The organism is Aerosakkonema funiforme FACHB-1375 (genome assembly GCF_014696265.1).
GTDB classification, from domain to species: Bacteria; Cyanobacteriota; Cyanobacteriia; order Cyanobacteriales; family Aerosakkonemataceae; genus Aerosakkonema; species Aerosakkonema funiforme_A.
In genome coordinates, this window is sequence record NZ_JACJPW010000006.1 from 98,377 (window position 1) to 120,364 (window position 21,988).

A 21,988-nucleotide genomic window follows, 5' to 3' on the forward strand; every position below is an offset into this window, starting at 1 on the left:
ACTTCTTTTTTCACTCACAATCTTATCTATTTCCACCATGACAATGCGACGATCGTACAACTCTTCAAAACGGAAACTATCATGCCGTCAAATCAGAAAATAAGTTGCTCGACAATCCGCACTTGCACAATTGTTAAACACGATCGGGTGCGTCACCTTCCGGCGTAACGCACCCTACTGCTCTGTAATTGTGGGAATTCCTTTCTAGGTATATTGACTTAGCGTAAGTAATTACTCACAGAATATTTATTATTTTTCCGATCTTTTTTTAAGTGCCGCGAGTAACTGCGGTTTTACTTCTCTAACCCATATTTCAAAGTTAAAAGTGTCATGATTGTCACCAACTCGTGTCTGAACAGACTTTTTGACTTCGGTTTTCATTTCTGTTTTCTCCATTTGCTCTCTAACTCTATCTATAAAGTAGCTTCCGTTAATTTTAGATGGCTTGTCATATATCTTAAGGTGTAAGAACTATACTTTATGCAAAACTTGCAAGAAAATCATGCGATATCTGGATATTACAAGGTTTAGGTTATGATTTAGTTAATCTTTAATAAAAAATTAGTTCCCTGATGGAAGTACACGATCGCATCTATGTTCTCAATCACTAAAAAAATTAACGATCCGGTGCCAAATAAAGCTAAAGCTTAGTAGTTTGCGTCTGATAACGGTGCTTAACTTAATGGCTATATTTTAGCCTTAAATCCCACTAAAATATCAAAATTATAGATATTTGCCGATGTCGATCGCATTAATTTTCATTTATATGTAGTGATATTCATTTTAGATTTACATTTGTCAACCATCAAAACCTAAAAAAAATATAAAAATTTTCCCGATTACTTCCAAACCAAGGGTCAGAAACCGGGTTTCTTGTCACTATCCTTCGCTGAAAACCTAGATTTTCTGTTGAGAAAGCCGATTTCTTCAGCCTATTGAGTTATGTGCAAGATGTGAGTTCCCCACTTGCCACTTTTCCCTGTGTAGTATATTGTAGTATTAATGAAACCGCAAACCGCTTGACTGAGTTTGCGGTACGGCGAGGAGGTGGCCCAATGGATGCAATCAATCAAACAGTCGGCGGAATACTTCAACACCTGCGATCGCATAACGAACCCTTTGTCCTCCACAAAGGCAAACAGCCGGAATGGAACGACGAAGCTTTGCACAGCAGCGCATACCAACACAATGCAGAGCTTTACGCACTCATGGGAGTAGCCAAAGGAGTACTTCCGCAAGGACGCGATCGCATCTTATTCCAGGTATTGCGAACCTCTCGCATCGGAATGACTCCAGAAGTGCGTCACACACTCGATCGCATCACCAACTTGCTATTGAGCGTACTGCACCCAGACAAAGTACTAACAGTATTTTTAGCTCTGCGGCGAGTGCGAGCCAATCACAAACATACAGCCAAAGCCATCCTCAACTACATATTGAATCATCCTGATTTTGAGGATATGGCCAACTGCCGGCGACCCACATTAGAGGATTGTTTGTCACACGCAATGGGGAAAAACGTAGCCAGAGCTTGTGCCAAAATGCTCGCCAATCCTGCTCTTGCAGACCAACAGTATTTGCGCCGCCATTTGCTCAGATTTGCTCGCGATCCAGAAAAAGTAAAAACAATTTTTCCTGGATTGTACAAACAAGGTACGCGACAAACTGGCAGCGGTCAATACAAACTCGCCCATACCCAATTCCTAGAAAAATTCGATCGACAAGAAGAACGACCCAAAACTATTACAGCTACCAATCGCGGTGACATTTCCGCAACCTTGATTCACCTGTACCGAGGTGGCATATCTAGCGAATTGCAACAAGCTTTAGAGCGTTACGTGGAAGACAGCGCCAAAAAGCTACCGCGATTTCATGGCAAATTGGCCCTCGTACTCGATGCTTCTGCTTCCACAAAAGGGTATGGCGATCGCGAATATTGCTGCATTTCCCAATCAGTCGCATTCCAGCTTGTGCTAGAGAAATGCTGCCCAAATTTGCAAATTTTTGCCGTGGGAAATTCCGGACATATCCCCATACCAGAAGGCAACACCGATCTCGCGCTTGCCTTACTGGATGCCTTAGAAACGCAACCGGATTTAGTGGCGATCGTTTCTGACGGTTACGAAAATATTTACCCAGGCGATTTAGCCAGACTAATCGCCACATTACCTCAACTTGGTATTCACACACCTGTGGTTTTCTGCCACAGCAAATTTACCGGCAGCGACGATCTAACTTTACGGCGACCTGCCACTAATTTACCAGAATTGGAATTCTGGCATCAAGACGATTTTGAAGACTTATTGATATCCATCTTATCAATGACAAATCAAAATCAGAGCGAAATTGGATTGCGAGAGTTTCTGCTCAAAAAATTGGATTTAGTCATTAGTTAGTAGTCAGTTGTCAGTCGTCAATTGTAGCGAAACCCAACAAATCCTGACGATAGAGTTGGGTTTCGTTACCTCAACCCAACCTACCCACTACCAACTACTGACTTGCCGAAGCTAGCAGAAATAATATCACTTGTCCCTATTTCTTCACTACTGACAACTGACCACTGACCTACTCCCCATTACCATGCTTTGCCAAGAATTAATTCTCAGCACATTTGACTTTTCCCCATATCAATTGGGGATACCCCAGCAATCCGGATTGATGACCGTCGTGCCAATCTTCGGCGCGGATAATAAAGGTAAATATACAGGCCCTCTGACCGGTTTAAAACTCAATCGAGTCACCGGATACGGTAGTGTAGAATTGACAAATCCCGCCGATAGCGGTATAGCTATTGTACCTCTGCATATCGGTTATATTCAAGACGGAGCGCAAAATCACGCCTTGTGTCGATCGGCTTTTATTGCAGGCGGCCAAAAGCTGATGTTTGAAGATGCTTGTTGCGTTCAACAATCTCAAGGCGGCTATTTGGAAGGTCGCGAACAATGGTTTTTCATCTTACCCGTGCAACTGCGTTTGCAAGCGCTGCAACTGCGAGGTCAGAAGAGTTACAGCAAACTTTGGAATGCCATCAGTCACCTGAATCAACAATTTAACCTGCCCAACAGAGGCCATTTGGAGCAAATCATCACCCGCCAGCGAGCATTTTTGACTCAATATCAAAGTCGATTTGAATTGTTAGAAAATCAAACAGGGGCGCTGTTTTTCCTGGGCGATAAGTTAGCTGGGATAGAAATAGCACCAACTGCGGCTTATTTCCAAGAAATGTGGATGCCTTTGGTTTGTTTCTGCTACGGTACAGCGGCGATGTATTTCGAGCAAAAAGCTGGCATTGTGGCAGAACAACAACCCGCACCTTTTGCTGCTAGCAATCTGCGGGAACTGCGCTTTCAGTTACAGCAAAGCCGTCAAAAATTGCAAGAGCAAGTGCTATCCCAATTAGCCGCAACACCCGCAGAAAAATTCAACGTTCAGGAAGAAGAACGGTTCTGCGAATTGCGTTTGCAAACTGCGATCGGCAATAATTTTGCAGGTCAATTTGTCGAAGATAGCGGACAACTGGTGTACGCTTCCCTGTTTGCCAAACCAGAATATATTTTGTCGAAAAACTTGACACCCTTGGCAGCAGCGTAGTACACTATATTACAGTAGGAACTGAGTTAGATAAGGTGTTGCTACCCCCCTGATTCCAAATTTGGGAAGTTGCGTTGAAAACAACATTGCACGCCTTTATGCTAACCGCCCGTCCTACTAATTCTTCTTCAGCTTTAGATGCGATCGCTCTATTTTTCAACTTTTCAACTGATTTACTTGCCGAGGTCAAAAAGGATTGCAGAGCTTGCCGCCTGTCCTGCCTTGCTGCTAGGAACTGTGCAAAGACTTCAATTTTACCTATAGAGGTACTCACCTTGTCAGTGAGTTGGGGGGTGCAATTCCCTCCCTCGGCTTTTCAACTAGAAATTGTGCCGTCGGGCATAATTGTTTTCTGGAAAATCACTTCTTTGAGGATAGCTTTATTGAGGTTAGCGCCTCTGAGATTCGCATAACTGAGGTTAGCACCTGCGAGATTAACTTTGCTGAGGTTAGTCCATCTCAGATCTGCTCCTTCCAAGTCAGCCTCGCTCAGGTTAGCCTTAAATAAGTATACTCCATTGAGATGAGCTTCTCTGAGACTAGCTTTAAAAAGGTCAGCTTTATAAAGGTAAGCTCCAATTAGGTAAGCTTGGTGCAACTTAGCATTGCTGAGTTTAGCATTGCTGAGGTTAGCGCCTCTGAGGTTAGCTGCTGCGAGGTTAGTTCCCACCAAGTTAGCATCACCCAGATCGGCTCTTTCCAGGTTAGCTTCTCCCAGGTCAGCACCGATGAGGTTAGCATAACCGAAATCTGCTTCCGTGAGGTCAGCTTTCAATAGATTAGTGCCGGTCAAGTTAGCTGCGGTCAGGTTAGCTTCGTTGAGGAGTGCTTCCTGAAGGTTAGCAAGACTGATGTTAGCATTGCTGAGGTTAGCGGTAATCAGTAAAGCTTGGCCGAGATCTGCTTTTCTCAGGTTAACTTTTTCCAAGTTCGCGCCTCTGAGATTAGCGCCTTGGAGGTTTGCTTCGCTGAGGTCTGGTTCTGTATCCTGGTGGGAAGTTCTCCACTTAAGCCATTTCACCGCTCCTTCTTTAAGTAGGGTAAGATGCTCTATGTTTGCCATCTATCTTGAGTTTCCTTTCCGCGATCCGGGGTTGCCAAAGAAGACTGTAACCTAATCTTGGTTTGTTTGAGCAAGTTTTTAGAGAGTCTGAGTGCGGCTGAAATCTGCGGGTGTTTGGCCAAAAACGCCATAACCTTAAGAAATGAATATTTTTAGAGTGCGTAAAGGAGACCCAAACACCTGCACCCCCGACTCCAGGCAAAGCGCGATCGAGTTTCATTTAAACTAATCCCCGCTAGGGGACTGAAAATTGCAGGAATAATTTATGTTAGGTTTCGATCGAATTACATTCAATCCGCGCATCATGGCAGGACAAGCTTGTATTCGAGGGATGCGAGTTCCGGTTTCATTGATTTTAAATTTGGTGGCGAATGGAAAAACTGTAGCTGAGATTATAGAAGATTATTCATATTTGGAACCGGAAGATATTCAGCAATCATTGATGTATGCGGCATGGTTAGCCCGTTATGAAATCATTAATGAACGTTTGGCACAGGTGCTGAATCGATTTGAGGAGGATTTGGCAGCAGGAGCAATTATTTCTGTTAAGGATGAAGCTTTCCGGGTGAGGCGATTGCCAATATGAGCATAGTCGTCCCAGCTGAACAAAAATAGAGTGGGGGAGTGGGGGAGTGGGGAAGTCAAAAGTCAAAAGTCAAAAGTCAAAAGTCCTCCTCTTCCCTCTTCCCTAGCCCCGACGCCCTAACCCCTAGCCCCTCTCTTAGCTAAGTGCCCAATTAACAAGAGTGCGAACACCGTAACCGGTAGCACCAACGTTGTTGTAGCCGTTTTCCTTGTCTGCCCAAACTGGGCCGGCAATGTCCAAGTGTACCCAAGGGGTTTCTTTGACAAATTGCTTGAGGAACAAAGCAGCGGTGATGGAACCGCCGGGACGGGGGCCGGTATTTTTCATATCGGCGATTTGGGATTTTAAACCATCAAAGTATTTCTCTTCCAGAGGCATCCGCCACAGTTTTTCGCCAGCAAGTTCGGCAGCTTCAATAATCTCGTTGGCGACGGTATCGTTCGGACTCCACAAACCGGCAATATCATCGCCTAAAGCGATGACGCACGCACCGGTGAGGGTGGCTAAATCGATCATGGCATCAACGCCGAGTTTTTCGGCAAACACCAAAGCATCTGCCAGAGTCAGGCGTCCTTCCGCATCGGTGTTGTTGACTTCGATCGTCTTGCCGTTAGAAGCTTTCAGAACATCGCCTGGGTGCATGGCGCGACCGCCGATCATATTCTCGGTAGCTGCGGTGATAAAATGAACTTCCACATCGGGTTTGAGTTGGGCGATCGCTTTTGCCGCACCCAGAGTTGCCGCTGCACCGCCCATATCTATTTTCATCATCTCGATCCCGCTACCGGCAACTTTGATATTCAAACCGCCAGAGTCGAAGGTCAAACCTTTACCGATAATTGCCAGTTTGCGGCGCGGTGTTCCCTCCGGTTTGTAAGTCAAGTGAATAAACTTGGGGGGTAATTCCGAAGCTTTGGCAACACCCAAAAACGCACCCATCCCCAGCTTTTCGCAATCTTCTTGTTCCAAGATTTCTGCCGCCAAGCCGAATTCTTGTGCCAGCGCTTCTGCTGTTTGGGCCATCGTCACCGGAGTTACCTCGTTAGCTGGTGCGGCCACCAGTTCCCGCGCGAGGATAACACCGGCACAGATTTGCTTGGCGCGGTTAATTGCGTCTTCTTGACCCTCGAAACCCAGTAAATCGACTTGTTCGAGTTGCGGCCCTTTGTCTTCCGATTCTGACTTAAAGCGATTATCTTGGTGCAGAGCCAGTTCTATACCTTCAACGATCGCCCCAGTTGTAGTTGCAGCATCATTATTCCACACTGGTAAGCTCAGGCCCAAGGTTTTGCATTTTTCCTTTTTGGCTAACCGAGCTGCTGCTGCTGCCGATCGGCGCAAAGAATTTAACTTCTGCGTTTCGGCCTTGCCCAGTCCCACCAGTATAATTTTACGAACCGGACTGCCGCTACCGCCAACGCGAGTCGAAGCGCTGCTGCCTTCTTTGCCCTTAAATTCGGTTTCTGCAATCAATTCTTGCAAAGTACCGCCGAACTTCTCGTTTAACTGGGCTAAATCGCCAGTTAACTCCACCGCATCTTCAAAAAAGCCAATTGCCAATCCATCCCCCGACCAATCTAAGCGCGGGGTATTTGTTGCGCGAAATTCCATTCCCCGTTTCACCAATTCACCAATTTAAGTACCTGTACCAGTATCGATCAATATTGGCGAACTGCCCTACCCCAAGCATCCGAGATACGTTAAACTAGCTCCCATCTTATGTTTTTTAACAGCTGCGGTTAAAACTTTTAACCAAGCCTAATCACTTATTGTCATCTTCCGAAGGAGATATATATTGGGTCAATCTGGGATGCAGTTGACTGGATTCCTACAAACCCAAACTCGGTAAAAAGTTGTAGCTTCCCCAGACAAAAGGCAAACTTAATGATGTGTCAATACTGTTAGGTTAAGACTCGCTCGCCCCTAGCCTTCCTTGACAAGAGGGGTTGGGGTGCAGTCCATGAAGTAAATCAAACGCTACCAACACAGTATTGAAGAATAAGTTACTCACAGCAGGCACAACTAGCTATGTGTCTGTTCTTGTCAAATCGAGCTTCTGTAATCGTTGGGCGGTGAGAAGTGATGCAAAAAGTAATGAAAAATCCAATTCCCTTGGCTGTTGGTGCGGGGCTATCGGTTTTGTTGATTGGAAGTACCTTGTTATTAATGAGATGGAGCGATGGGGAACAGGCTGCGCCCGAAGCTACTGAGGTGCAGGCTGAGCTAAGTTCTCAGTCAAAAGAAAAGCCGAAGTCCGCAACACTGCCACTGGTAACACTTTCACCGACTCAACGGGCAAGCGAGCTAGAAAAGATCGCCTCCGGAGGAAAATCGCTCGATCGCCATCGCGCCCGGTATGTGCTAGCTAGCGACCTCATTCAACAATATCGCGGGCAAAAGGCGATCGCTTGGTTGGCAGGATTGGAACAAGATTATCCCTTATTAGCGCCACATATAATCGCAAAACGCGCCCAAGCTTATGAAGTGAGCGGCGATAAAGCCAAAGCAAACGCAACTTGGCAAGAAGTGCTGCAAAAGTATCCGGAAAGTCCGGTAGCGGCAGAGGCGCTGTTTGCTTTGGGACGCACCGATCCGCAATACTGGGATAAGGCGATCGCATCTTTTCCCAGTCACCCCCGCACCGCTGAAATCGCCTGGACTCGCCTCAAGCAAAATCCCGATCGACTGCCCCTGCTACGGCTGTTAGTCAAGCACGACCCCGACAGCAAGCAAATCAACACCGTCTTAGAAACCCTACAAAACAAGTATGCCGCCCAGTTAAAGCCGGAAGATTGGGAAGCAATAGCCTACATATACTGGGATAGGTTTGATTTCGACAAAGCCGGACAAGCTTATGCCAAAGCTACCCGCACGCCCCTCAATCTCTACCGCGCCGGTCGGGGACGCCAACTGCGCGGTAAAAGAACAGAAGCTGTATTAGCTTATCAGCAGTTGCTCAAGGAGTTTCCCGAAGCGAAGGAAACTGGTTTGGCGGCGGTACGCTTAGGGCAGTTACTTTTGTCTCCAGCAGCTTTACCGTATCTGGATATGGCAATTAACCGATTTCCAGAAAAAGCCGGTGAAGCACTTTTACTCAAAGCCAAAATTCTCGACGGTACGGGAAGCGCCAAGTCAGCATCGCAAGCTCGTCAGTTGGCGCTGAGCAAATATGCAGATTCCGAAGCTGTGGCTGAATATCGTTGGACTGTAGCTAGAGGTAGAGCCAAAGTCGGAGACTTCCTGGGCGCTTGGCAATGGGCCCAACCGATTACTAAGCACAATCCCGATAGCGAATTTGCACCCAAAGCAGCTTTTTGGGTGGGGAAATGGGCGACTAGATTGGGGCGTCAACAGGATGCCAAAGCTTCTTTCGAGTATGTGTTGAAAAACTATCCAGAATCTTACTATGCTTGGCGATCGGCTGGCATACTCGGTTTGAATGTGGGAACTTTCAACACGGTGCGCGATATGATGCCCCAAGTTGTAAAAGCTCCCGAAAAACCCTTGTTGCCAGCAGGTTCTGAAGCGATGAAAGAACTCTACCGACTTGGGCAAAAGCGCGATGCTAGAGCGTTGTGGCAAACCGAATTTAATAACCGCGTCCAGCCAACGGTAAACGAACAATTCACCGATGGAGTTCTCCGCTTGGGAGTCGGAGAAAATATCAAGGGAATTACACAAGTGGAGGGTGTGAGCTGGTGGCGAGATACGCCGGAAGAAAAAGCTGAAATATCTACCCTCAAGCAAGATATCGCATATTGGCACGCTCTCTATCCATTTCCATTTTGGGAATATATCGAACCTTGGTCGCAAGAACGCAAGCTCAATCCGTTACTCGTAACAGCTCTAATTCGTCAAGAATCTCGCTTTGAACCTGCTATCCGTTCCATTGCCGGTGCCCTTGGTTTGATGCAGGTAATGCCAAGTACGGGTGCCTGGATCGCTCAAGCAACAAACGTTAAAAGTTATGCTTTAGATAATCCCAACGACAACATCAAATTTGGCACTTGGTATCTGGATCACACCCACGAGACATACAGCAATAATTCTCTGTTTGCTGTCGCCAGTTATAATGCTGGGCCGGGGAATGTGTCAAAATGGATCTCGCAGTTTGGTTTGAGCGATCCCGATGAATTTGTGGAAGCTGTTCCGTTTCCAGAAACTCAAGGTTATATCAAACACGTGTTTGAAAATTATTGGAACTATCTGCGGCTGTACAATCCCCAAATGTCTGAAATATTATCCCATTACAAACGCACGAAAAATTAACAGTGAATTTGCTAATTGGCAATTAGCAATTAGTCATTGGGAGAGTGGGGGAGTCAAAAGTCAAAAGTCAAAAGTCAAAAGTCAAAAGTCAAAAGTCAAAAGTCAAAATTAAGAATTTCTTCCCGCTCCCCCGCTCCCCCGCTCCCCCACTCCCTCTTCCCTTTTCCCCTAGCCCCTAGCCCCTAGCCCCGACGCCCTTCCCACTCCCTCTTCCCTAATCCCTAGCCCCTAAAGTCAGATACAATAATTGACAAACTGACTGAAGTTGACCCATGACGCCTCCTTCGGAACTAGATACCAGCACCGAACCATCTTTAGCAGACGCTGAAAACGAGAACGACAATACAAAAGAGGAATTTCTCGACGAACTCCCAGGAGAGGTCGAGATGTCCTTGTTCGACCACTTGGAGGAGTTGCGCGAGCGCATTTTCTACTCATTAATTGCTGTCGTGCTGTGTATATCAGGTTGCTTCTTTTTTGTCAAGCCGATCGTACAACTTTTGGAAAAGCCAGCACGGGGAGTAAAGTTTGTTCAGCTCGCTCCTGGGGAGTTCTTTTTTGTATCCCTAAAAGTGGCCGGATATAGCGGCTTACTGGTAGCCAGTCCGTTTATCCTCTACCAAATTATTATGTTTGTTTTGCCGGGATTGACTCGTCGGGAACGGCGCTTGCTGGGGCCAGTGGTGATTGGGTCTAGTTTTCTATTTTTTGGTGGCTTGGTTTTTGCTTATGTAGCCTTGATTCCGGCTGCGCTCAATTTCCTGATCAGTTATGGTGCCGATGTGGTCGAGCAACTGTTTTCGATCGATCGCTATTTTGAATTTGTTTTGCTGCTTTTATTCTGTACTGGGTTAGTTTTTCAAATTCCCATTATTCAAATTATCATCGGCTTTTTGGGAATTATATCTTCCAAACAAATGCTTTCGGCTTGGCGATACGTTTTAATGGGCTCGGCAATTTTGGGAGCGGTGCTGACGCCTTCCACTGACCCTTTGACGCAAACCCTTTTAGCAGGCGCGGTGCTGGGTTTGTACTTATTTGGTACTGGTTTGGTCGTTCTGTTGGGTAAATAGTCGCAAAGGAAACCGCTAGGGAGTTAATTCCTTGGCTAATAGCTGATTTTTAACAAAGAAAAAACTATTCAAGGTAGAACCACTATGACATCACAACCATTAGAGTTAGAGGGAACTTGGGAAGAAATTGTTGCCCAATCAGAAAAACTGGCCGGACGTCGCGTTCGCGTTACTGTTCTGGTTGAAGAAGAGTTGAAGTCCCCAGAAGAAAGCTTTCGGCAGGCGTGGCTAGAAGTAAAAACAGGAAAAACTAGACCAATCTCTGAATTATGGGAGGGGATTGATGCAGAGTGAGCCACCTTCAATTCAAATCAACTTTGCAGAAGAATTTAAACGTAATTTAGTTACTTTATCCAAAAAGTACAGACATATCCGCTCTGATGTTCAGCCAATAATTGAACGGCTTGAAGCTGGAGAGTTGCTCGGAGATCGAATATCAGGAACTGATTATGTCGTGTTTAAAGTGCGAATCAAAAACAGTGATATCAAAAAGGGCAAAAGTGGTGGCTATCGGCTCATCTACCACGTTCAAACACCAACAATAATATTTTTGATGACGATTTATTCAAAGTCAGAACACGAGAATGTTTCAGTAGATAAAATTAGACGCATTTTGAGTGATGTTTATGCGCTAAGCGAGGATGAAGAAGAAACGCAAGATGAGAAAAATGGCGATCGTCCCAGCGATTAAAGATACTGTTGGCGAATTACCGGCTCTCCCGGCTTTGTGGTAATAATATAAACTTATCTAATCGTAGGGTGGGTTAGGCACGGGCGATAATTTCAATACTTTCGATCGATAATTTAGTTCCCGTGCCGTAACCCACCGACCGCAATCAACTGTAACATTTACGAACATTTTCCCCATAAATCCGAAAGAACCAAACTTCACAATATATCCTCTGCAAACTTTCCGAGATTTTCCTGCCTCCACTTAGCATCTGCTTTGCGATTTGTTCTCAATTCTAATACCCGAATACCTTTTTCAGGCAGAGGATTCAATGTTTGTTTCAGTTGCTGCCAAGAAGCGATCGCTTCATATTCGACATTGTAGGTAGCGCAAAGCTGAGCGAAATCTATATCCTGGGGTGTGGCAAAAAACTCTTCAAATGGCGGCTCAAATTTGGCAATCGGCAACATTTCAAATATACCACCACCATTGTTATTAATCAAGATAATAGTGAGATGTCCGATAAATTTGTTTCTCAATAAAAAGCCGTTGGTATCGTGCAATAAAGCTAAATCTCCCGTCAGCATAACGCTGCTGTGATGGCGATGGGCAATGCCTAAAGCGGTGGATAAAGTACCATCAATACCATTAGCGCCCCGGTTGAAAAATGGTTGAATTCCAGAATTGTTCGGTGTCCAGAAAAATTCCACATCTCGCACGGGCATACTGTTGGCAATAAATATAGGCGTTCCTGGTGATAAAATCTGGGAAAGTAACCAAGCTACTTTACATTCAAATAAAGTTTCTGTTGTTGCCATTGTTCGGTCAATGCGTTGCCTGACGGTGGCTTCGACATCGCACCAAATTTGCAGATATTTACTGAGATTGTTTGGTTCGATCGCACATATTTGCGCTAGCTGTTCTACGGATAATCGTAGATGAGTTGTGTTGCCGTGTAGCGGATCTAAATTGTGATGGCTGGTGTCAATTACCCATGTGCGCGGTTGGGTTGATTCTAACCAAGTTCGCAGTTCTTTACTGGTGGGTAAGTCTCCTATCTGGATGGCGATTTCAGGTTTAAGTTGTTGTGCTATTTGCTGGTTTCGTAATATCGAATCGTAGGTGGAAATTAAGTAAGGATTTAGTTCGGCATAATTTCGTAATGGGGATAATCCCTCTGCTAATACAGGCCATTTTAAGGTTTGGGAAAGTTGGGCAATTGCCTGACAATACTGTTTGGGAAATTGAGGTTGTGACGTGCCGGCGATGATGATTCCGCGATCGCATTGTAACCAGTTTTGTAAGGTATTGAGTAAAGAATTATTGTTGGCTATTGACAACTGACAACTGATGACTGACGACTGACAGCTAGCAAAGAAATTTTCTGGTTGGAATTGCGATCGCAACTCTTCGGTAGCCGCTTGGGGTATGGGGGCGAGAGGGTCGCGAAAGGGGATGTTAAGATGGATTGGGCCGGGAACGGGAAAGAGCGATCGCTCCCAGGCATGAATAATTGTTTGCCGCAGATAATTCAAAATTCCAATTTCTAATGATGGCACTGCTAACTCAGCTTGCCAGTTAGGATAAGTGCCATATAATTTGATTTGGTCGATAGTTTGTCCGGAATGACAATCTCGCAATTCTGGCGGGCGATCGGCTGTGAAAACTAACAGCGGTACGCGACTTTCTCTGGCTTCAATAATAGCAGGATAAAAGTTTGCGCCCGCCGTTCCCGAAGTGCAAACTAATGCGACTGGCAAACCTAATTTTTTGGCAATTCCCAGCGCCAAAAAAGCAGCCGATCGCTCGTCCAAAACGGGAATAGCTTCTATTTTATCTTGTTGGGCAAAAGCAACTACCAAAGCAGTAGAACGCGACCCCGGACAGATTACTGCTGTTGTTAGTCCGAGTCGTTTTAAGGTTTCCGTAAGTAGGGAAGCCCAGACAGAATTAGTGTTGCGAAAATCTATGGGCATTGGGGATTGGGTCATTCACACTAAAGCTTTGAGAAGTGCTTGAAGTTTCAGTTGAATTTCTGCGAGTTCTTTGTCTGGATCTGACCCAGCAACGATACCGGCACCTGCGTACAGTCTAGCGCGATCGCTGTCTATTAGTGCTGAGCGAATGCCTACGACAAATTCGCTGTTACCGCGATGATCTATCCAACCCAATGGTGCGGCATAAACAGAGCGATCGAATGCTTCATAGCGGCGAATTTGCGAGAGCGCGATGTCTCTGGGATCGCCTGCAACAGCAGGGGTGGGATGGAGTTCTGCCAAAATTTGTAATGGCTGCACACCGCCAGTGATTTTACCTCGAATTGGTGTCCATAAATGCTGTATATTTGAAAGTTGTAAAAGACCGGGTATAGGAAGTCTCTGGTGTGACAAACCCAGGTTGGATAAGCGATCGACAATGAAGTCAATGACAACTCGATGTTCCCGCCTTTCCTTTTCACTTCTGAGCAAAAGTTCTGCAAAATAAGCATCTTCGGCTGCTGTTTTGCCTCGCGGTGCTGACCCCGCCAAAGCATCGGTTTCTAACTCTCGCTCTTGTATCCTAATTAAACGCTCTGGGCTGGCACCGATAAAATCTTGACCTTTGCCGTTACTGGTGGAAAAAACGTAGCAATCCGGATAAATTATTCGCAAATTATTTAAGGAATCAACCCGATGAAAAGGGCGCGGCGAATTAACCTCAATTGCGTGGGCAAGGACAATTTTGCTAAAATGTTTAGATCGAATTGATTGCAATGCCGATACGACTGAGGATTGAAAATTTCTGCGATCCGTTACATCTTGCGGCTGCAATTTCTGTTTATAATTGCTCAAATGAAAATTTCTGTAGTTAGCTAATCTAATTTGGTGGAGTTTCTGCCATATATTTTCTGCTATAACTTCGATGTTTGCATTGCTGTCGATTACAGTATTAGCGACTATAACACAGCAATCTTTTTGACAGGAAAACTGCCAGCGAGGTAAAAAAACTGTGGCGGCGGGGAAAGGAGAATCACCATTGATATTCTCATCAAAAAATGTGAAAGTACAGAAAAAGTGAGGGCCAGAAAAGGGTAGGTCTAACGCGCCTGTGGCAATTGTGTTAGCAAGGCATGAATCGATAAATTTTTGTGCTTGCGAAAAGCGATCGACTCCTTCTAACTTAAATTTAGCGGCTGTATCGATCGCCGCGATCGCTTCCCCTTGATTGGCTTTTTCCCAATAAAAATGCAGTTTTTCCGGCTCGGCAATGCGATCGAGTACAGCTAGCGGATCGAGCGGTTTACTTGGCAGGGAAATACTGACAACTTTTTGGAGCCCTTTTTCAATTAAGGTTTGTTTGCAAGCTAAAAGAAACTGATGCAGTTCCTTGCGATCTTCAAACAGATTAGCATGATGTGTCACTGGCACGGAAGCGAACATAGCAAATTTTTTTAACGTTTGCTTGCCAAATTTTCAATTATGAGCATGGTAGGGCTAGGGTTAGCACACTCCCACTCCATCTAACCACTTCTGGTGTTGCGTTGTACCGGGCTAGTACTCCACCAAATTGATTTTGATGGGTTGTCGTCGCCCAGAAACCCGGTTTTTCTAAAAAACCGGGTTTCTTAAACTCCCGATCCTGCCGGCGAAACAGCCCCGTTGTGGGGAATGGCGCGACTCGCAGCGGGGCCACAACGGGTCAAAAGGTTTGGAATGCGTGCCTGGTGGTAGCGACACTGGCGATGTCCCCAGCAAAGATTTTGCCGTGCGTTATCCAGATTGAGTTTACCATTGCTACCTCAGCATCATAAAATTATGGGATTCGGAAAATTCAATCGATACCGTCCGATGACTACACAATCTATTGCTCATTCAAACAGTAAGTTGTGGTTGGCAGCACTTAAACCACCAATGTACAGCGTTGCCGTGATTCCAATTTGGGTGGGAACTGCTGTTGCTTTCGCGGAAAATAACACTTTTAATGGCGCAATCTTTTCGACATTTTTAATTTCAGCGATTTTGATTGTTGCGTGGCTCAATCTCAGTAACGATGTGTTCGATTCGGAAACTGGAATCGATCAAAACAAAGCGCATTCGCTCGTTAATTTAACAGGAAATAAACCTTTAATTTTTTGGTTGGCGAATTTGTTTTTAGCTGTGGGTATTCTGGGAGTAGTGGCGATCGCATGGTGGCAACAAGACCTCACTGTAATCGGTCTGATACTCCTGTGCTGTGCGATGGGCTACACTTACCAAGGGCCGCCCTTTCGGTTGGGATATCAGGGTTTGGGGGAAATAATTTGCTTTTTTACCTTTGGGCCATTGGGCGTATCGGCGGCGTACTACAGCCAAACCCAAAGCTGGTCGATCGCCAATATAGCAGCTTCTGCGATCGTCGGCATCGTCACCAGCTTGATTTTGTTTTGTTCCCATTTTCATCAACTTGAAGACGACCTTGCGGCAGGGAAGAAATCCCCCATTGTCCGACTCGGCACTGCCAAAGCATCCCAGCTATTACCTTGGCTTGGCGGCAGCATTTACCCTTTGACTGTGCTGTTCGTCGCATTGCACATTTTCCCAGTTTGGACATTGCTAACCTTTGCCAGTTTACCCTTCGCCCTCAAGTTATTCCGACACGTTGGCGAAAATCACGATCGACCGGAAAAAGTCAGCAATTGTAAATTTATCGCCGTAGCGCTGCATTTTTGGAGTGGCTTACTGTTAGGATTGGGATTCGTACTTGCCAACATTTGATGCTTTATCAGTTTGAATTTCGTCCTTATCGGCGACAGTTTAAACGCGCCCTCTCCACCAGTCACGGCAACTGGGATATTCGAGAGGGCATTATCCTGCGCTTCACCGATGATAAAGGTGCAATTGGTTGGGGAGAAATTGCCCCTATTCCCTGGTTCGGTTCCGAAACATTGCCGTCAGCTATAAATTTTTGTCGCCAGTTGGGCGATGAAATAACAACAGAAACAATTTTCTCTATTCCATCTAAACTTCCCTCATGTCAATTTGGTTTTGAATCCGCTCTCAATTTTGGATTTTGGATTTTGGATTTTGGATTAAAAGCTGATTTTCCAAATTCGGTGGAATCAGCGACTAACCCGCAATCTAAAATCCAAAATCTAAAATCTAAAATTGCTTACAGTTGCTTATTACCAGCAGGTGAAGCCGCTTTACATCAATGGCAAACACTTTGGCAGCAAGGATATCGCACTTTCAAATGGAAAATTAATGTTGTTCCCATTCAAGATGAAATCAAAATTTTTGCAAAGCTAATTCAGGCACTACCGACATCGGCCAAACTGCGATTAGATGCTAATGCTGGATTGAATTGGTCAGCAGCAAATGAATGGCTGAAAGTGTGCGAGAATTACTCTCAGATCGAATTCCTCGAACAACCCCTACCCGTCGAGCAATTTGATGCCATGTTAGATTTAGCTAACCGCTATTCTACCCCAATAGCATTAGACGAATCCGTTGCCACACTTAGCCAATTGCAAACCTGTTACGAAAAAGGTTGGCGAAGTATTTTTGTCATCAAACCCGGCATAGTTGGTTCCCCCAGACTTCTGCGTCAATTTTGTCAGCAACATGACATTGATGTCGTCTTTTCATCTGTTTTTGAAACAGTTATTGGCAGACAAGCTGCACTTAACCTTGCAGCTGAACTTTCTCATCGCGATCGAGCAGTTGGTTTTGGCGTCAATCACTGGTTTAATGAAGATGAGGAAACGTGGCTTGAAAATTTATGGAACAACCCCCATTAGATCTTGTGGGGCAGGTGTCTCACCTGCCAAGTAATTGGCTAATTGGTTACAACACCCATCAATTTACTCAACTTGTCGAACAATTACATTTAGAATTAATCCAAATATCCAAACATAAAAACTCACCAAAAATTATCTTAGCAGAACGCAATCCAGTGCGCTTTTTAGCCGGTTTCATCGTTGCAACAGCCGCCGGGTGCCCCGTATTTCTCTGCAATCCTGACTGGGTAAAAGCGGAATGGCAACAAGTTTTTGAATTAGTCCAACCAGACATAATTTGGGGACAACTGGCAAAAAGCAATATCCCGCCCAAAAACTCCTCAATCCCAAATCAAAAATCTCAAATCCAAAATCGAATTATGATTCCCACGGGCGGTTCGTCGGGTGAAATTCGCTTTGCCATCCACACTTGGGAAACATTGACAGCATCCGTGCAAGGATTTATCCAATATTTCGATATAAATACAGTCAATTCTTTTTGCGTATTACCGCTTTATCATGTCAGCGGTTTGATGCAATTTATGCGCTCATTCCTCACTGGCGGAAAACTGGCGATTATGCCATTCAAAGCAATAGAAGCTGGTGAAAAATGCGAAGTCGAACCAGCGGAATTTTTCATATCTTTAGTGCCAACTCAACTGCAACGTCTGTTACAGAGTACCCCACAATGGTTGTCTCAGTTTCAAACAGTTCTGTTAGGAGGTGCTACAGCTTGGCACGAACTTCTGGAACAAGCGAGACACCATGAAATTCGGTTAGCACTCACTTACGGGATGACAGAAACCGCCTCGCAAATTGTCACCCTCAAACCAGAAGATTTTATCAAAGGAAATAATAGTTGCGGACAGGTTTTACCTCATGCACAAGTAAAAATTTGCAGTCCAAATGGCGAGATATTAGGTGTGAATAAGGCTGGTATCATTAGCATTGAGGCTGATTCATTGGCGCTTGGTTATTATCCGGATAGGTCATTTGTTAGAGAAAAGCAGGGAGTTTTACAACTGGATGATTTGGGATTTTTTGACGAACAAGGTTACTTAAATATTGTCGGACGTAACAGCAATAAAATTATCACTGGCGGCGAAAATGTTTTTCCATCGGAAGTGGAAGCGGCGATTCGATCGACCGATCTAGTTAGCGATGTCTGCGTCATTGGCATACCCGATCGGCATTGGGGTCAAGCGGTGACGGCTGTGTACGTTCCCAAGCATCCAGCAGTTGACACCGAGAAGCTGCAAACCGCAATTTTAGATAAATTAAGTAACTTCAAACGACCCAAATATTGGATACCTGTAGAAAGTTTGCTGCGTAACGCGCAGGGTAAAATCAATCGCGAACAAATACAACAAATAGCTATTTTGTCGCATCCAGATCGTTCCAATCTTGCAGCCAGTCAATAATGTCTGTGGGCAATTCTTTTCTACTTCTACTCGTAGGATCGATGCAGGCGTGTCTAGTCATTGCCTTGGCTAGCTGCTGCTGCTTAGTATCGAAAATTTGATATTCAATTTCAAACTTATTGCTAGTTAAACTTTTCGGAAACAAGTAAATAATTATCTTGTCGCCACAGAACATCGGGCGAAGGAAATCAACGCTAGCATGGATGATGGGAATGGCAACTCCTGAGTTAGTACTGAAAAACGATCTAATATTAATCCCAGATGCTACCAGGGATTCTTCGTAGGCTTCGTGACACATTGGCAAAACATTGGCGAAATAAACGACGCCTGCTGCATCGGTATCTTGAAAGCGAATTGTCCGAGTATAAGAAAAAGGCATTTCTTCGCTAATCTCCCACAAAATTACAGCTATAATTGTTATACAACCATAATTGGTGTCATCGCTATGACTACCGCCACTCCTACAGATATCCAAACAGTCCTCGCCACAGGTTTACCCCAGTGGAAACCAGCTACTTGGTCAGACTACTTAGCTTGTCGCGATGCAGAAACCTTAGAGAGAATCAGGCTGTTTTTTAATCGGGATCGACTTTTAATTGATATGGGTTCAGAAGGAATCAATCACGCCAGTGTTAGCGACCTGTTCATCATGCTGTTTGGCTTCTGGTTCAGTCGCTTTACACAACAAATAGCAGCTTCTTTTGGACGCTGTTTGCTGGAGAAGGCGAACACACAAGCAGCAGCACCAGATTTAGTATTGTACATCGGTGAAGGAGTTCCACAATGGCAACAAGGCGAACTGCGTCGAATTGATTTAAATAGGTGGCGAGTACCGGATTTGGTGGGTGAAATAGCTGACACAACTATAGCGACTGACTTGGATGAAAAGAAAAAACTTTATGCCGATTTGGGAATTCCAGAATACTGGGTGGTTAATATTCGAGGCAGACAGGTTATCGCATTTCGGCTACAGGAAAGTGGTAAATATCAACAGTGTAGCGAGTCTGTCGTACTTGCTGGGTTGCCTATTTCTTTGCTAGAGCAAACTTTGGAACGTCTGAACGAAGGAACTAATATTACCGCTGCTGTGTGGTTTTCTCAACAGATTGCAAATTTGAAAGTTGAATGAAGAAAATTATTTTCGGGTTTGTGTGGTTTCTTAGTTTGATGTTTGGATTTTATGAGGCGTCTGTTGGCATTAACTCATAACTGTAGGGTGCTAATACACACCCTACATTAGTTTAATCAAAAATTGCCAGCCTGGATGACCTTGCAGTTTGCTGAATAAACTTCTAACCTTTGTTTTTTATCAGCATGACATCTATAATTTTGACAGCAGTCTCTTCAGTTATTTCTAAAGCGCGGTAGAGATCGTTCAAAAGTTTTTCTTCTTCTTCGGTGACTTCGCCATCTGCCAAAACGATATCAGTTGCTACAGCAAAAGCTGTGTCTTTCAGTTCATCCGGAAGCGTAGACATTGCGGCATTAAACAGGGTTTCTGGGCCTTCCCTTTGCAAAATACCCAGGAGTCGATCAATCATTTTTCTCATTACGTCACCCGGATAGCTCCTGAACAGTTGCATCCGAGATAAAATAGTGCTAATGGCTTGCGCTTCCGAATCGGTAACGTAACCGTCTGCCGCTACTGCAATCAATGCGATCGCCGCAAATGCTTCCGCTGGCCCTAGCGTTGTTTGGGTTTGCTTGCGACCGCCTGCTATTTTATCGAACAAGCCCATTGTATTTTCCTCTTTCTGGTACTACGATCTCACTATTAGTAGCACATTTATCTCTATCACGTTATCAAAAAAAATTAATTTAATCTAAAATTATCCATCCAAAGTTGCCAATTCTCCCTTCAGATAGTCAACAAATTGTCGAGCCGTTCTACCGGATCGTCCGTTGTGACGAGTTGCCCACTGGAGAGCGCGGTACTCTAATTCTTCTAGAGGAAGAGTAATTCCAGCTTGCTCTGCTAAATGGCGCACAATTGTTAAATAAGTTTTTTGATCCGCAGGTTCAAAAGTGAGAGTAAGACCGAAGCGATCGCTAAACGAAAGCTTCTCCTGTACTGTATCCCAAGCATGAACTTCCTCATCGCTGGGAGCAGGTCGATCTTTAAAAAATTCGCGAATCAAATGACGCCGATTGGAAGTAGCATAAACTACCACATTTTGAGGTCGAGCAGTTATATTCCCTTCCAGGACAACTTTAAGAGCCTTGAAAGCATCGTCATCTTCTTCAAAGGAGAGGTCATCTACAAAAATGATAAACTTCTGCGGTACGTTCCGCAACAGTTCGACAATTTTTGATAAATCTTTCAAGTCAGATTTTGACACTTCGATGAGGCGGAGATTGCGATTGGCATACTCATTCAATAATCCCTTCACCAAAGAAGATTTTCCCGAACCGCGACTGCCGTAAAGCAAGACATGAAGCGCTGGATAACCTAACAATAAAAACTCGGTATTTTTCATCAAAGCATCTCGCTGGGACTCATATCCCGCCAGTTCCTTGATTTTGATGGTATCGGGGTATGCAATGCCCAACAACTGACCGGACTGCCAGCGCAATGCTTGATATTCAGCCAAAATCCCCGTACCGCACTCCCGGTAATAAGCGGCCAAATCTTCGACAGCATCTGTCCAATTATCCAGTTCTTGCAGAGAGGCGATCGCTTTTTTTTCTGCATCGGATAGATAGCTGATTTCATCTTGTTCTCGATACCAAACCACAGGTGCCAGCGGCAGTTTCGATGCTTCTTGTACCCAGCAACTAAGTTCCGCACCGCTGCATTCGTAAAGACTTTGTAACGCTTGTAAATCTTGCTGAACTGCTGCTACTAAAGCCGATGGTAAACTTGCGAAATCTTGCCGTTGCGCTTGCTGGGTAAACGGGTTATCGTTTCTGAGAATTTGCCAAATTAAGTAATCCTGCCAACTTTTATTTGTGGCGGCTATAGCTTGGAACCACTTGCCATAAGCTTGCAAGTAAATCAGCCCTTCCGCATCCCAGCGTTTCAAAGCATCGAGCAGTTCCAAGAAAGCTATACCCGGTGGGTCGCTTAAAACCGATCGGTATAGCAACAACGACGCCGCTTGGCGTTGAAGGAATTGGATAGAGGAAAGATCTGCTGTATCAAGAGAAGACATGAGCTACAAAAGTCAATCATTCAAAAGTCATTGAATTGTGGGTTGGCTTAAAAATATTACCGCTGCACGAGCATTCGTTAAAAAGTCAACAGTCTAAAATGCTTTGAGCATCAGGGAAGCGAAAACGAACTACTGAAACTGACAAGTTGGGTTAGCCTGGGGTAAGGCAGCACCTACATTGCCAGCGATCGCCCCTAATTTATAATATTTTAAGATCGCCTCAACTGGGGGATTTGCCTAATATTTTAAAGCAATTAGGGATACTCGCGGCATATCTCTGAGAATGTGTTTCAAAATTTAAGCTAGTTTAAACAAAAGAAGAATAGACATCTCTTCCAAAAGAATCTCAAAGGGCAGGCAGGATGCCTACCCCACCAGAATTTTGGGATATGTTTAATGGAAAATAGTCAGTTTTTGCTTAGGCTACGT

The 21,988-nt window shown here is 44.8% G+C and carries 18 protein-coding genes and 1 pseudogene; 11 read left to right on the forward strand and 8 right to left on the reverse strand.

The window, feature by feature from the left end; translation table 11 throughout:
- The first annotated feature begins 1,055 nt into the window (after nucleotides 1-1,055).
- A complete protein-coding gene (locus H6G03_RS03935) occupies nucleotides 1,056-2,396 on the forward strand; it encodes a VWA domain-containing protein (protein WP_190462269.1) in 1,341 nt (446 codons plus the stop codon).
- Nucleotides 2,397-2,580: 184 nt separating this feature from the next.
- Entirely contained in the window at nucleotides 2,581-3,591 is a 1,011-nt protein-coding gene (locus H6G03_RS03940) for an ARPP-1 family domain-containing protein (RefSeq protein ID WP_190462272.1), read from the forward strand.
- A gap of 4 nt (nucleotides 3,592-3,595) precedes the next feature.
- Here H6G03_RS03940 and H6G03_RS03945 read toward each other — a convergent pair whose 3' ends face one another.
- Nucleotides 3,596-3,865, reverse strand: a complete 270-nt coding sequence (locus H6G03_RS03945) for a hypothetical protein (RefSeq protein ID WP_190462274.1) — start codon at nucleotides 3,863-3,865, stop codon at nucleotides 3,596-3,598.
- Between the two features lie 42 nt (nucleotides 3,866-3,907).
- A complete protein-coding gene (locus tag H6G03_RS03950) occupies nucleotides 3,908-4,654 on the reverse strand; it encodes a pentapeptide repeat-containing protein (RefSeq protein ID WP_190462276.1) in 747 nt (248 codons plus the stop codon).
- A 265-nt stretch (nucleotides 4,655-4,919) separates the two neighbouring features.
- Between H6G03_RS03950 and H6G03_RS39225 the strand changes: the two are divergent.
- Nucleotides 4,920-5,129, forward strand: a pseudogene (locus H6G03_RS39225) (DUF433 domain-containing protein); the annotation flags it as partial.
- 246 nt (nucleotides 5,130-5,375) lie between these two features.
- On the opposite strand, the gene H6G03_RS03960 reads toward H6G03_RS39225, so the two are convergent.
- Complete coding sequence (locus H6G03_RS03960; RefSeq protein WP_190462280.1) at nucleotides 5,376-6,851, reverse strand: leucyl aminopeptidase; 1,476 nt, start codon at nucleotides 6,849-6,851, stop codon at nucleotides 5,376-5,378.
- Nucleotides 6,852-7,334: 483 nt separating this feature from the next.
- On the opposite strand from H6G03_RS03960, the gene H6G03_RS03965 reads away from it, so the two are divergent.
- The 4 genes from H6G03_RS03965 to H6G03_RS03980 all read left to right on the forward strand — a co-directional run bounded on the left by H6G03_RS03965 (nucleotide 7,335) and on the right by H6G03_RS03980 (nucleotide 11,273).
- On the forward strand, nucleotides 7,335-9,509 hold the full coding sequence (locus tag H6G03_RS03965; RefSeq protein ID WP_242060296.1) for a lytic transglycosylase domain-containing protein: 2,175 nt from the start codon (nucleotides 7,335-7,337) through the stop codon (nucleotides 9,507-9,509).
- A 272-nt stretch (nucleotides 9,510-9,781) separates the two neighbouring features.
- Nucleotides 9,782-10,582, forward strand: coding sequence for a twin-arginine translocase subunit TatC (gene tatC / locus H6G03_RS03970; RefSeq protein ID WP_190462284.1), 801 nt, complete (start codon nucleotides 9,782-9,784; stop codon nucleotides 10,580-10,582).
- A gap of 84 nt (nucleotides 10,583-10,666) precedes the next feature.
- A complete protein-coding gene (locus tag H6G03_RS03975; protein WP_190462286.1) occupies nucleotides 10,667-10,876 on the forward strand; it encodes a hypothetical protein in 210 nt (69 codons plus the stop codon).
- Nucleotides 10,866-11,273, forward strand: a complete 408-nt coding sequence (locus H6G03_RS03980) for a type II toxin-antitoxin system RelE/ParE family toxin (RefSeq protein WP_242056932.1) — start codon at nucleotides 10,866-10,868, stop codon at nucleotides 11,271-11,273. The genes H6G03_RS03975 and H6G03_RS03980 overlap by 11 nt, the downstream gene beginning before the upstream one ends.
- A gap of 197 nt (nucleotides 11,274-11,470) precedes the next feature.
- On the opposite strand, the gene menD is transcribed toward H6G03_RS03980, so the two are convergent.
- On the reverse strand, nucleotides 11,471-13,228 hold the full coding sequence (gene menD, locus H6G03_RS03985) for a 2-succinyl-5-enolpyruvyl-6-hydroxy-3-cyclohexene-1-carboxylic-acid synthase (RefSeq protein ID WP_190462340.1): 1,758 nt from the start codon (nucleotides 13,226-13,228) through the stop codon (nucleotides 11,471-11,473).
- Nucleotides 13,229-13,243: 15 nt separating this feature from the next.
- The gene (locus H6G03_RS03990; protein ID WP_190462287.1) at nucleotides 13,244-14,671 is read right to left on the reverse strand and encodes an isochorismate synthase; all 1,428 of its coding nucleotides are present in this window, start codon (nucleotides 14,669-14,671) and stop codon (nucleotides 13,244-13,246) included.
- A gap of 408 nt (nucleotides 14,672-15,079) precedes the next feature.
- Here H6G03_RS03990 and menA point away from each other — a divergent pair, with 408 nt between their 5' ends.
- Genes menA through H6G03_RS04005 form a run of 3 tightly spaced genes read left to right on the forward strand, consistent with a single transcriptional unit; the run spans nucleotide 15,080 to nucleotide 18,407 of the window.
- Nucleotides 15,080-15,985 carry a 2-carboxy-1,4-naphthoquinone phytyltransferase gene (gene menA / locus H6G03_RS03995; RefSeq protein WP_190462288.1) on the forward strand — a complete coding sequence of 302 codons (906 nt, stop codon included), beginning with the start codon at nucleotides 15,080-15,082 and terminating at the stop codon, nucleotides 15,983-15,985.
- The gene (locus H6G03_RS04000) at nucleotides 15,985-17,007 is read left to right on the forward strand and encodes an o-succinylbenzoate synthase (RefSeq protein ID WP_190462290.1); all 1,023 of its coding nucleotides are present in this window, start codon (nucleotides 15,985-15,987) and stop codon (nucleotides 17,005-17,007) included. Before menA ends, H6G03_RS04000 begins: the two co-directional genes overlap by 1 nt.
- Complete coding sequence (locus tag H6G03_RS04005) at nucleotides 16,989-18,407, forward strand: 2-succinylbenzoate--CoA ligase (RefSeq protein ID WP_190462292.1); 1,419 nt, start codon at nucleotides 16,989-16,991, stop codon at nucleotides 18,405-18,407. The genes H6G03_RS04000 and H6G03_RS04005 overlap by 19 nt, the downstream gene beginning before the upstream one ends.
- Here H6G03_RS04005 and H6G03_RS04010 read toward each other — a convergent pair.
- The gene (locus H6G03_RS04010) at nucleotides 18,361-18,786 is read right to left on the reverse strand and encodes an acyl-CoA thioesterase (RefSeq protein ID WP_190462294.1); all 426 of its coding nucleotides are present in this window, start codon (nucleotides 18,784-18,786) and stop codon (nucleotides 18,361-18,363) included. The genes H6G03_RS04005 and H6G03_RS04010 overlap by 47 nt on opposite strands.
- Nucleotides 18,787-18,852: 66 nt before the next feature.
- Here H6G03_RS04010 and H6G03_RS04015 point away from each other — a divergent pair, with 66 nt between their 5' ends.
- Entirely contained in the window at nucleotides 18,853-19,536 is a 684-nt protein-coding gene (locus H6G03_RS04015) for a Uma2 family endonuclease (RefSeq protein WP_190462296.1), read from the forward strand.
- A 163-nt stretch (nucleotides 19,537-19,699) separates the two neighbouring features.
- On the opposite strand, the gene H6G03_RS04020 is transcribed toward H6G03_RS04015, so the two are convergent.
- Both H6G03_RS04020 and H6G03_RS04025 read right to left on the reverse strand, forming a co-directional pair.
- A complete protein-coding gene (locus H6G03_RS04020) occupies nucleotides 19,700-20,146 on the reverse strand; it encodes a tellurite resistance TerB family protein (RefSeq protein ID WP_190462298.1) in 447 nt (148 codons plus the stop codon).
- 90 nt (nucleotides 20,147-20,236) lie between these two features.
- Nucleotides 20,237-21,559: an ATP-binding protein gene (locus H6G03_RS04025; protein WP_190462301.1), complete on the reverse strand. Its 1,323-nt coding sequence runs from the start codon at nucleotides 21,557-21,559 to the stop codon at nucleotides 20,237-20,239.
- Nucleotides 21,560-21,988 lie beyond the last annotated feature (429 nt).